The sequence below is a fragment of the Ensifer sp. ENS08 genome, assembly GCF_014852195.1.
Taxonomy (GTDB): domain Bacteria; phylum Pseudomonadota; class Alphaproteobacteria; order Rhizobiales; family Rhizobiaceae; genus Ensifer; species Ensifer adhaerens.
On sequence record NZ_JACVBF010000021.1, the window covers coordinates 1 to 10,935 of the forward strand.

The following is a 10,935-nucleotide window of genomic DNA, read 5'->3' on the forward strand; positions in this document are numbered from 1 at the left end:
CTCTCGGGGCATCGGGCTGGCAGACCTTCTGGCATGTGACGCTGCCCAACATCAAATGGGGGCTGCTTTACGGCGTGCTTTTGTGCAACGCCCGCGCCATGGGCGAGTTCGGCGCCGTCTCGGTGGTGTCCGGCCATATCCGCGGCGAGACCAACACCATGCCGTTGCAGGTCGAAATCCTCTATAATGAATACAACTTCGTCGCCGCTTTCGCGGTGGCGGCGTTGCTGGCGCTGCTGGCGCTGATCACCCTGATTTTGAAGACGGCGCTGGAGATCCGCTACAGCGCCGAGATCGCCGCCAGCCGCAGGCACTGACCGGGAAAGCCGGCATTCGAAAGGTATTGTCATGGACGTGCGCGTTCACAACATCCGCAAGGAATTCGGCCGCTTCCCGGCGCTCGACGACGTCTCGCTCGACATCCGCTCCGGCGAGCTGATCGCGCTGCTCGGCCCCTCCGGCTCCGGCAAGACCACACTTCTGCGTCTCGTTGCCGGGCTCGAAAGCCCGACCGAAGGCACGATCTTCTTCGGCGACGAGGATGCCTCGCAAAAGACCGTGCAGGAGCGCAACATCGGCTTCGTCTTCCAGCACTATGCCTTGTTCCGCCACATGACCGTGCTCGACAACGTCGCCTTCGGCCTCAAGGTGCGGCCCTCCAATCGCCGCCCGCCGTCGGCCGAGATCCGCAAGCGCGCCCTCGACCTTCTCGACCTCGTCCAGCTCTCCGGCCTCGACAAGCGCTATCCGGCGCAGCTCTCGGGTGGCCAGCGCCAGCGTGTGGCGCTCGCCCGCGCCATGGCGGTGGAACCGAACGTGCTTCTGCTCGACGAGCCCTTCGGCGCGCTCGACGCGCAGGTCCGAAAAGAACTGCGCAAGTGGCTGCGCGACATTCACGACCGCACCGGCCACACGACGATCTTCGTCACCCATGACCAGGACGAGGCGCTGGAGCTCGCCGACCGCGTCGTCGTCATGAGCAAGGGCGTGATCGAACAGGTCGGCACCCCCGACGAGATCTACGACCATCCGGTCTCGCCCTTCGTCTACGGCTTCATCGGCCAGTCGAACTGCCTCAATGTTACGCTGCAGAACGGCGAGATCTGGTTCGAGGATCGGCCGATCGGGCTGCGCGCCCCGTCCGAGCCCGACGGCCCCGCGAAACTGCACTTCCGCCCGCACGACATCGAACTGATCGACGGCTGCGGCGGTTGCCTTGCCGGCCTCGTTGCCGCCAGCCGCCGCGTCGCCGGCACCCGTCATCTCGAACTTGACCTTGGCCGCAACCATCCGCATGTCGAGATCGAACTCTCGCCCGAACGCGCCGCTGCCGGCGACCACAGCCGCATCGCCTTCCGACCGACAAAGTGGAAACTGTTCAGGGAGGAGCAGGCGAATGCGGCCGCAACGCCGGAGCCGCCGGCCGAAGTGGAGACCGCCGAACCGTTTGAACTGGCACGCACCGGCAGCTGACCGGTCGCGCTCCTAGCCCAGTTTCGCCCGTCTCGTCATGCCTAGCGTGCAAGCGCGCCGACAACGACGGGCTGAGAGTCGCCGTGCGGATATCGGTTTGCTTCGCGATGCGCTAAGCAAGGATACCCGCTGCCGACAATGGCTGCGGAACCAGGAGAAGCGCATGACCATCGTCGACGACCTGAAACAAGCCCTCGGCGACATCGTGCTCACCGGCACGCAAATCGGCGAACGCCACCGGAGCGACGCCAGCCTGACCGGCCGGGAGCTGCCCAAAGCCGTGATCCGCCCGACAAGCAGTGGCGAGATCGCCACGGCCCTCCGGCTCTGCAACGAGAACGGCCAAACGGTCGTCGTCCAGGGCGGCCTCACCGGACTTGCCGGCGGCGCCAATGCCGGCAACGACGCGGTGGTGATCTCGCTCGAGCGTTACACCGGCATCGAAGAAATCGACCCACAGGCAGGCACCATGACCGTGCGGGCCGGAACGCCGCTCGAAGTGGCGCAACGCGCCGCCGAAGACGCCGGTTTCCTGCTGCCAATCGATCTCGGCGCCCGCGGTTCCTGCCAGATCGGCGGCAACCTCGCCACCAATGCCGGCGGCATCCGGGTGCTTCGCTACGGCGTGACGCGCGACAACGTGCTCGGTCTCGAAGCGGTGCTCGCCGACGGCACGATCATCTCGTCGCTCAACAAGATGATCAAGAACAACACCGGCTACGACCTCCGGCAATTCTTCATCGGCTCCGAAGGAACGCTCGGCGTGATCACCCGCGCGGTCCTGCGCCTGCGGCCCTTGCCCGCCGGCCGGCTGACGGCGCTCTGCGCTCTCGAAAGCTACGACGACGTGGTCGCCTTCCTCACGCGCTGCCAACGCCGCCTGCCCGGCCTCTCGGCCTTCGAGGCGATGTGGGAAAACTACTTCCGCTTCAACGCCGAGGCGGAGAAGCTGAAGTTCTTTGACGAAATCCCGCCCTTCGCGGTGATCGTCGAGCAGGATCTGCTCGGTGATGCCAGCGAGCGTGACGGCTTCGAGGCCTTTCTCGGTGAGGCGCTTGAAGATGGGATCATTGCCGATGCGCTGATCGCCCAGTCGGAGAAAGAAAGCCGTTCGTTCTGGAGCGTGCGCGAAGGCCACGCGATGGACAGCCAGCTGCCGGCGCTCGTCAACCTCGACGTCAGCCTGCCGATCGGCGATATCGGCCGCTTCGCCACGGAATGTGGAGCGGCTCTATTTCAACGGTTCCCGGCCGCCCATGTCTCCTTCTTCGGCCACGTCGCCGACAGCAACCTGCATATCGCCTTTTCGGAGCCTGACAGCGACGCGGACACGCCGCATATCGTCGACGGCATCGTCTACGAAATCGTGCGGCGCTACAAAGGCTCGATCTCGGCCGAACATGGCATCGGCACGCTGAAGCGGGATTTCCTCGACCATTCGCGCAGCCCGGCCGAACTCGAACTCATGCACCGGATCAAACGGGCGCTCGACCCGAACGGCATCCTCAATCCGGGCAAGGTGATCTGAGGCAGCCTCATCGCCACGCAAACGGCTCAAATTCAGAGCCAGGACGCCGGCGTTTTCGGCAGGCGCCCTTCGGGATCGATAACCTTCAGTTCGGCACCCTCGCCCGTGTTCCAGTGCCACAGCGCGACGCAGGTGCCGCCGGGCGACATGAAGGACGGATAGATCAGGCCATCGAAGCCTCGGTCGCTCAACGCCAGTTGCAGGCGGTGCGTCTCCGGCACCAGACCACGATCGAGCGCATCACGCCATTCGCATCGGTGGATTTCTTCGGTGAGACCAAGGTCGGAAAGGATCTCCGGCGCCGTCAGATCGGCAAGACGGGCAAAGCGGAGTTCAAGCTGGGCGATCAGCGCCGGGTGTTGGACGAAACCCTGATTGTATTCGGCCCAGGCGGTCGAGAGCTCGCGGGCGGCATAGATCGTCGGCGTTCCCACGGGATTCCACCTCCCACCGTACCGCCCTGCCCCTTCGCCCGAGAGCGGCGCATGCGCCCAGCGCGGCACATAGGCGCGCCAGAGGCGCACCGGCTCACCAACCGCCATCAGGCGTAGACACCGGAACGCACGGCTTCGAGATAGGCGAGCACCTTGTCGGCCTTGCCCTCGCCGACGAGGTCATAGGCGGTCTTGCCGGCCCAGCCGGGGATCGGCTGGTGCTTGAACCAGATGACGGCGCGGCTGTCGTCGCCCGCCATTTCGCCGGCCATGGCAAGGATACGGACGACGCTGCTCAACGCCGCATCGACCTTTCGGGCACTGGACTTCGCCGTCAGCGTGTTGCGCGCGACACCGATCAGCTTCGCGAGTTCGGCAAGCGTCACGCCAAGGCGATCGGCAACCAGCCGAGCGGACAGGAAAGACGACTGGCTCTCGCCGTAGTGGGCGGTGGAGATGTTGAGACCGACAGCAGCCATGACAGGATCCGCACTTGTTTTGATCATCGTGTTGTCAAAGTAAGATCAAAACATGCCCAAATCAAGGACACCTATCGCCGCCAGGCGGGCTCGCGCTTGTCGAAGAACGCGCCGACACCCTCACGCGCCTCATCGGATTCCCAGCAATCGGCAAGCTGTTCGATGGTCGCGGCAATGGTCTCTTCGGTGATTGGAGCCCCAAGCGAGCGAGCCAGTCGCTTGGCCCGGCCGGTGGCCTCCGGCGCGACCGCCAGATAGGGCTCGATCTCCGCTTCGATCGCCACATCCAGCGCGTCGGCGGCGACAACGGTGGTGGCGAGCCCCAAGGCGCGCGCCTCCTCCGCACCAAACAGGCGGGCGGACATGAACAGCGGCCGCGCCTTACCCTCGCCGATGCGGGCGACGACATAGGGGCTGATGGTCGCCGGGATCAGGCCGAGACGTGTTTCGGTCAGGCCGAACTTGGCGTCGGTCGAGGCAACCGCCGCGTCACAGATGCTCATGAGGCCAACCCCTCCGCCAAAGGCATTGCCATGCAGGCGGCCGATCACGGGCTTCGAGATCTCGTTCAGCGCCTTGAACATCATCGCCAATCGCGTCGCCTCAGCAATGCGAGTCGCCCTGTCTGCATCGAACTGCTCGCGCATCCAGCCGAGGTCGCCGCCGGCGCAGAAGCTGCGGCCCTCGCCCTCAAGGATAACGACGCGGACAGAACGATCAGCCGAAAGCTGCTCTGCCGCCTCGGTCAGTTCGCCGATCATCCGCGCCGAAAGCGCGTTGTGCTTCTGCGGCAGTGCCAAGGTCAGCCGCGTGACACCGCGCGCATCGGTTTCGATCCGGATCGTTTCGAAGGTCATGATCCCGTCCTTAAGGTCCGCGCAAATGCGGCGGCCTGTTCGAGCTTCGCTAGGTCGAGCCCCGTCGAAAAACTCTTGGCCGTTACGAAGGCGTTGACGGCGAGCGTGTCGACATTGCCGGCAGCACCCGGCGCATAGGGGCAGCCACCGAGACCGCCGGCCGAAGCGTCGAAGACCCTAAGGCCGCGGTCGAGCGAAACGGCAATGTTGTCGAGCGCGCGGCCGGAGGTGTCGTGGAAATGCCCGGCGAGCCTGTTGGCCGGAATGCGCTCCAGCACCGCGGCCAGCATCGCGTCCACCGCCTCCGGCGTGCCGCGGCCGATCGTGTCGCCGAGACTGATCTCGTAGCAACCGAGATCGTCGAGCAGGCCGGCGACGCTTGCGGGGCTCGCTGGGGCGATCGCACCCTCATAAGGGCATTCGACAACGCAACTCACATAGCCGCGCAGCAGAATTCCTTTTTCCCGGCACAGTTCGGCAACCGGTACGAACCGCTCGATGCTCTCGGCGATCGAACAATTGATGTTCTTTTGCGAGAAGGTTTCGGAAGCCGAGGCGAAGATCGCCACCTCGTCGGCGCCGGCTTCGAGCGCGGCTTCAAGACCGCGCATGTTGGGCGTCAGCACCGCGTAGCGCGTCCCGGGCCGCCTCCGGATGCCGACCATCACTTCGGCGGCGTCGGCCATCTGCGGCACCCATTTCGGGCTGACGAAGCTCGTCACCTCGATCCGCCCGTAGCCGCAATCAGAGAGCATATCGACGAGACGTATCTTCTCAGTCGTTGGGACGAGCGCGCTTTCATTCTGCAGCCCGTCGCGCGGCGCCATCTCGACGATCGTCACATGCCCAGGCGCCGCTCCGCTCATTCCGCGCTCTCCGGCTGGAGCATCACCAGCACGGCGCCGGCTGTCACCTGCTCGCCTTCGCTGACCTGCACGCTCTCGACCACACCGGCGCGCGAGGCCGACAAGGTGAGTTCCATCTTCATCGCTTCCATGACGGCAAGCGCCTGGCCCTTCTCGACGGCATCACCGGGGCGGACCCGGATGAGCTTGACGATACCGGGCATCGGCGCCGAGACCGCGTCGTCGGCGACCTCGCTTGAGTGACCGGCACCAAGCGCGTCCGGCAAGCGAAGTCCGTAGGTCTCACCGTTCAGGAACAGCGTGATCTGCTCGCCTTCGCGCAGGAAACGGAACTCCTGCTGCGCGCCGGCGATTTCCGCCCGGGCGCCATCGGCAGAGCGATTGAGGATAACGACCGGCAGCGCCGCCGTCCCGGTGTGGACGGCGAACTGATCCCGGCCACGGGCCGCCAGCGCCACGGTCGTCCGTCCACCCAGGTGCTCGATCGCGATGTTGCGGTTTGCGTCACCCCAAATCTGCCAATGGCCGAGCGAAGACCAGGGATCGGCCGATCCGTCCGGCTGCAAGGCTCCGGTCGAAATGATGGCCGCAAGCGCGAGGGCCGCATCGTTCGGCACCGGCGACGCCGATAGCCGATCGATCGAACGATCGATCAGGCCGGTATCGGGGTGCCCGGCGCGAAAATCCGGTTCGGCCGCAAGGCGGGCCAGAAAATCGAGATTGGTGACCGTGCCACCGATGCGGCAGGCCCTAAGCGCGATCTCGAGCCTGGCCAGCGCCGTCGACCGGTTGGACCCGTGCACGATCAGCTTGGCGATCAGCGGGTCATAGAACGGCGTGATCCTGTCTCCCTGCCGGACACCGGCATCGACACGGACGCCCTCCTCCGGAAAGCTCAAGGTCGTGAGTTGCCCGGTCGCCGGCAGGAAGCCGCGCGACGGGTCTTCCGCATAGATGCGGGCCTCGAAGGCCCAGCCGTCGATGGAGATCTCGCTCTGGCGTTTCGGCAGCGCTTCACCGGCTGCAGCCCGCAACTGCCACTCGACGAGATCGATGCCGGTGATCGCCTCGGTGACAGGATGCTCCACCTGCAGCCGGGTGTTCATTTCCATGAAGTAGAACTGATCCGGCCAGAGCCCGTCGGTCACGTCGGCGATGAACTCGACAGTGCCCGCGCCGACATAGCCGATCGCCTGCGCCGCACGAACGGCGGCTTCACCCATGGCGCGCCGCACTTCCGCGGTCATGCCCGGCGCCGGCGCTTCCTCGATCACCTTCTGGTGGCGTCGTTGCAGCGAGCAGTCGCGCTCGTAAAGATGCAGGATGTTGCCGTGCCGGTCGCCGAAGACCTGCACCTCGATATGCCGCGGCTTTGTCAGATATTTCTCGATCAGGACCGCGCCGTCGCCGAAGGCCGCTTCCGCCTCGCGGCGCGCCGCCTCCAGCGCAGCCGGAAAGTCGGCGGCGCTGTCGACCCGCCGCATGCCCTTGCCGCCGCCGCCGGCGCGCGCCTTGATCAGCACGGGATAGCCGATGTTCACCGCTTCCCCGGCAAGGAAGTCCGGCTCCTGTGTCTCGCCGTGATAGCCCGGAACCACCGGCACGTCGGATTGCTCCATCAGCGCCTTGGCGGCATCCTTCAGCCCCATGGCGCGAATGGCCGACGCCGACGGTCCGACGAAGGTGATGCCGGCCGCCTCGACGGCTTCGGCAAAGTCGGCATTCTCCGACAGGAAGCCGTAGCCGGGATGAATGGCGTCTGCGCCGACGGAGTGCGCCGCCGCGATGATGCGTTCGGCCACAAGGTAACTGTCGAGCGCCGGCGCCGGGCCGATGCGGATCGCCTCGTCGGCCAGCGCCACATGCAGCGCGCCGACATCGGCATCGGAATAGACGGCGACCGTGCGGATGCCGAGGCGCTTGGCTGTGCGGATCACCCGGCAGGCGATCTCACCGCGATTGGCAATCAGGAGTTTGGAAAACATCGGCATCTCCTGGCCCTATTGCGCTGCGATCACATCGATTTCGAGCAACCATCCGGCATCGAAGATGCCGGCGATCGCGACCGTCATGGCGGGTGCTAGCGCACCGAGATATTCGGCGCGGGCCGCGCGGTTGGCCATGGCGTGTTGCCGATCGGCAAGCAGCACCGTCACCTTGACGATATCGGCCTTGGTCATGCCCGCCGCGGTCAATTGCGCGTCGATGTTGGCCCAGACCTGGCGCGCCTGCGCCTCGAAACCCTCCGGCAGCGCGTCTTCAGGCGTCAGCGGCACCTGCCCGCTGACGAAGAGCAGACGCTCGAAGTTCTCCAGGCGAACGGCCTGCGAGTAGCCTCCACGCGGCTGCGGTGCGTTCGGGGCATTGATGTTTTCGCGTTTCATGGCGGTGTCCCTACATCCTGAAGAGGCCGAAGCGCGTGTCTTCGATCGGCGCATTGAGCGCCGCCGACAGCGACAGGCCGAGCACGTCGCGCGTCTTGCGCGGATCGACGACGCCGTCGTCCCAAAGTCTGGCCGAGGCATAGAGCGGATGGCTCTGGCGTTCGAAGAGATCAAGGATGGGCTGGCGGAAACGCGCCTCCTCCTCCTCGCTCCAGGGCGTTCCCGCCCGCTTCAGGGCCTCGCTGCGCACGGTCGTCAGGACGCCGGCCGCCTGCTCACCACCCATGACGGAGATGCGGCTGTTCGGCCAGGTCCACAGGAACCGCGGCGAAAACGCCCGACCGCACATGCCGTAGTTGCCAGCGCCGAAGGAACCGCCGACCAGCATCGTCACCTTCGGCACACGTGCCGTCGCCACCGCCGTCACCAGTTTGGCGCCGTGCTTGGCGATGCCTTCCGTCTCATATTTCCGCCCGACCATGAAGCCGGTGATGTTCTGCAGGAAGACGAGCGGGATCTTGCGCTGGGCGCAGAGCTCGACGAAATGCGCGCCCTTCAGGGCGGATTCCGAAAACAGCACGCCGTTGTTGGCGATGATGCCGACCGGGATGCCGTGCACATGGGCAAAGCCGCAGACGAGCGTGGTGCCGTAGCGCGCCTTGAATTCGTCGAAACGGGAACCGTCCACGGTGCGGGCGATGACCTCGCGGATGTCGTAGGGCGTGCGCAGATCCGAGGGCACGATGCCGGCGATCTCGTGCGGGTCGTAGAGCGGCGGCTCAGGCGTCACCAGCTCGACCGTCAACGGCTTCAGCCGATTGAGTGCCGAAACGGCCCGGCGGGCGAGCGCCAGTGCATGAGCGTCATCGCGCGCCAGATGGTCGGCCACGCCGGAGAGCCGCGTGTGCACATCGGCGCCGCCGAGATCCTCCGCCGAGACGACCTCGCCGGTCGCGGCGCGCACGAGCGGGGGGCCGGCGAGAAAGATCGTGCCCTGGCCTTCGACGATGATCGTCTCGTCGGACATGGCCGGCACATAGGCGCCACCCGCGGTGCAGGAGCCCATCACCACGGCGATCTGTGGGATGCCGGCGGCCGACATATTGGCTTGGTTATAGAAGATCCGACCGAAGTGATCGCGGTCCGGAAAAACCTCGTCCTGGTTCGGCAGGTTGGCGCCGCCGGAATCGACCAGATAGATGCAGGGCAGATTGTTTTCCGCGGCGATCTCCTGCGCGCGCAGGTGCTTCTTGACCGTCAGCGGATAGTAGGTGCCGCCTTTGACCGTCGGGTCGTTGCAAACGATCATGCACTCACGGCCAGACACCCGGCCGATGCCGGTGATCAGCCCGGCCGCCGGCGCATCGCCGTTATACATGCCGTGCGCCGCCGTCATGCCGACTTCGAGGAAGGGTGTTGCCGGATCGATGAGGTTGGCCACCCGGTCGCGCGGCAAGAGTTTGCCGCGGCTGACATGGCGTTCGCGCGCGGTATCACCGCCGCCGGCGGCCGCCACCTTCACCGCGTCTTCGACAGTCGCGATCGCCTCCGCCATGGCCGCCTGGTTTGCCTTGAACGTATCGGAGGACGGAGAAATGTGAGATTTCAGAACGGTCATCAAGTCCTCTTTCGATCGAGTTCGGCCGTTTCAGTTGCCGGCGGCTACCGCGTCTCGGTAAACAGCTCCCGCCCGATCAACATGCGGCGGATCTCGCTGGTGCCGGCGCCGATCTCGTAAAGCTTGGCGTCGCGCAGCAGGCGACCCGCCGGGTAGTCGTTGGTGTAGCCGTTGCCGCCGAGCGCCTGGATCGCCTCGAGCGCCAGCGCCGTCGCCTTCTCAGCCGCATAGAGGATGCAACCGGCCGCATCCTTGCGCGTGGTCTCGCCGCGATCGCAGGCCGCCGCCACGGCATAGACATAGGCGCGCGCCGCATTCGCCGTCACATACATGTCGGCGAGCTTACCCTGCATCAGCTGGAACTCGCCGATCGCCTGGCCGAACTGCTTGCGCTCATGCAGATAGGGGACGACCACATCGAGGCAAGCGGCCATGATGCCGAGCGGCCCGGCCGAAAGCACGACACGCTCATAGTCGAGCCCCGACATCAGCACGCGCACGCCACCGCCGATGGTGCCGAGCACGTTTTCTTCCGGCACTTCGCAGTCCTTGAAGATCAGCTCGCAGGTGTTGGAGCCGCGCATGCCGAGCTTGTCGAGCTTCTGGCCGGTCGAAAAGCCGGCATAGCCCTTCTCGACGAGGAAGGCGGTGATGCCGCGCGGGCCGGCGGTCGGATCGGTCTTGGCATAGACGACGAGCACGTCGGCGTCCGGACCGTTGGTGATCCACATCTTGTTGCCGTTGAGCACATAACGGTCGCCGCGCTTGTCGGCTCTGAGCGTCATCGAAACGACGTCGGAACCGGCGCCGGGCTCCGACATCGCCAGCGCACCGACATTCTCGCCGGAAATCAGCTTCGGCAGGTAACGCGCCTTCTGGTCGTCGTTGCCGTTGCGGTTGATCTGGTTGACGCAGAGATTGGAATGGGCGCCGTAGCTAAGGCCGATCGAGGCCGATGCGCGGCTGATCTCCTCCATCGCCACGCAATGGGCGAGATAGCCCATAGCGGCCCCGCCATGCTCCTCGCCGGCGGTAATCCCGAGCAAACCAAGCTCGCCCATCTCGCGCCAGAGCGGCATCGGAAATGCGTTGCTGCGATCGGTCTCGTCCGCCAAAGGCGCGATACGGTCCGTTGCGAAGCGCCGCACACTCTCGCGCAACGCGTCGATGTCCTCGCCAAGCGCGAAGCTCAATCCGCCCTGAAACATGTCTATCCTCCCATCGTGCCGCCCAGTGCGGTCTCCTCCCACAGCGGCCGGACGATAACGCTCCATCCTCTACGCGGATCGCAGCGAA

Annotated in this window: 11 protein-coding genes; 3 read left to right on the forward strand and 8 right to left on the reverse strand. The window is 65.6% G+C overall.

Annotated elements, in window-relative coordinates; all coding sequences use genetic code 11:
- The 3 genes from IB272_RS30240 to IB272_RS30250 form a co-directional block, all read left to right on the forward strand.
- Positions 1-317 (forward strand): ABC transporter permease subunit (locus tag IB272_RS30240; RefSeq protein ID WP_192445650.1); only part of this gene is annotated, 317 nt, incomplete at its 5' end.
- A 31-nt stretch (positions 318-348) separates the two neighbouring features.
- A complete protein-coding gene (locus IB272_RS30245) occupies positions 349-1,473 on the forward strand; it encodes a sulfate/molybdate ABC transporter ATP-binding protein (protein WP_064817026.1) in 1,125 nt (374 codons plus the stop codon).
- 163 nt (positions 1,474-1,636) lie between these two features.
- Positions 1,637-3,001, forward strand: a complete 1,365-nt coding sequence (locus IB272_RS30250; protein ID WP_192445651.1) for an FAD-binding oxidoreductase — start codon at positions 1,637-1,639, stop codon at positions 2,999-3,001.
- Between the two features lie 32 nt (positions 3,002-3,033).
- Here IB272_RS30250 and IB272_RS30255 read toward each other — a convergent pair whose 3' ends face one another.
- The 8 genes from IB272_RS30255 to IB272_RS30290 form a co-directional block, all read right to left on the reverse strand.
- Entirely contained in the window at positions 3,034-3,543 is a 510-nt protein-coding gene (locus IB272_RS30255; protein ID WP_060585805.1) for an RES domain-containing protein, read from the reverse strand.
- Complete coding sequence (locus IB272_RS30260; protein WP_060585838.1) at positions 3,543-3,914, reverse strand: antitoxin Xre/MbcA/ParS toxin-binding domain-containing protein; 372 nt, start codon at positions 3,912-3,914, stop codon at positions 3,543-3,545. Before IB272_RS30260 ends, IB272_RS30255 begins: the two co-directional genes overlap by 1 nt.
- Positions 3,915-3,985: 71 nt before the next feature.
- Entirely contained in the window at positions 3,986-4,771 is a 786-nt protein-coding gene (locus IB272_RS30265) for a crotonase/enoyl-CoA hydratase family protein (protein WP_112975373.1), read from the reverse strand.
- Positions 4,768-5,637 (reverse strand): hydroxymethylglutaryl-CoA lyase, encoded by an 870-nt coding sequence (locus tag IB272_RS30270; RefSeq protein WP_112975372.1) that lies wholly within the window; start codon positions 5,635-5,637, stop codon positions 4,768-4,770. The genes IB272_RS30265 and IB272_RS30270 overlap by 4 nt, the downstream gene beginning before the upstream one ends.
- Positions 5,634-7,622 (reverse strand): acetyl/propionyl/methylcrotonyl-CoA carboxylase subunit alpha, encoded by a 1,989-nt coding sequence (locus tag IB272_RS30275; protein ID WP_192445652.1) that lies wholly within the window; start codon positions 7,620-7,622, stop codon positions 5,634-5,636. The genes IB272_RS30270 and IB272_RS30275 overlap by 4 nt, the downstream gene beginning before the upstream one ends.
- Positions 7,623-7,637: 15 nt before the next feature.
- Positions 7,638-8,021 (reverse strand): RidA family protein, encoded by a 384-nt coding sequence (locus tag IB272_RS30280; protein ID WP_060529107.1) that lies wholly within the window; start codon positions 8,019-8,021, stop codon positions 7,638-7,640.
- Positions 8,022-8,031: 10 nt separating this feature from the next.
- Complete coding sequence (locus IB272_RS30285) at positions 8,032-9,639, reverse strand: carboxyl transferase domain-containing protein (protein ID WP_060529108.1); 1,608 nt, start codon at positions 9,637-9,639, stop codon at positions 8,032-8,034.
- A 44-nt stretch (positions 9,640-9,683) separates the two neighbouring features.
- Positions 9,684-10,847, reverse strand: coding sequence for an isovaleryl-CoA dehydrogenase (locus tag IB272_RS30290; protein ID WP_060529109.1), 1,164 nt, complete (start codon positions 10,845-10,847; stop codon positions 9,684-9,686).
- Between the last annotated feature and the right edge of the window lie 88 nt (positions 10,848-10,935).

Bases quoted from the DNA above. Each gene is read 5' to 3' on its own strand.
- IB272_RS30255 (WP_060585805.1), bottom strand. From the start codon at position 3,543: ATGGCGGTTGGTGAGCCGGTGCGCCTCTGGCGCGCCTATGTGCCGCGC.
- IB272_RS30280 (WP_060529107.1), bottom strand. From the start codon at position 8,021: ATGAAACGCGAAAACATCAATGCCCCGAACGCACCGCAGCCGCGTGGA.
- IB272_RS30275 (WP_192445652.1), bottom strand. From the start codon at position 7,622: ATGTTTTCCAAACTCCTGATTGCCAATCGCGGTGAGATCGCCTGCCGG.
- IB272_RS30265 (WP_112975373.1), bottom strand. From the start codon at position 4,771: ATGACCTTCGAAACGATCCGGATCGAAACCGATGCGCGCGGTGTCACG.
- IB272_RS30290 (WP_060529109.1), bottom strand. From the start codon at position 10,847: ATGTTTCAGGGCGGATTGAGCTTCGCGCTTGGCGAGGACATCGACGCG.
- IB272_RS30245 (WP_064817026.1), top strand. From the start codon at position 349: ATGGACGTGCGCGTTCACAACATCCGCAAGGAATTCGGCCGCTTCCCG.
- IB272_RS30250 (WP_192445651.1), top strand. From the start codon at position 1,637: ATGACCATCGTCGACGACCTGAAACAAGCCCTCGGCGACATCGTGCTC.
- IB272_RS30285 (WP_060529108.1), bottom strand. From the start codon at position 9,639: ATGACCGTTCTGAAATCTCACATTTCTCCGTCCTCCGATACGTTCAAG.
- IB272_RS30260 (WP_060585838.1), bottom strand. From the start codon at position 3,914: ATGGCTGCTGTCGGTCTCAACATCTCCACCGCCCACTACGGCGAGAGC.
- IB272_RS30270 (WP_112975372.1), bottom strand. From the start codon at position 5,637: ATGAGCGGAGCGGCGCCTGGGCATGTGACGATCGTCGAGATGGCGCCG.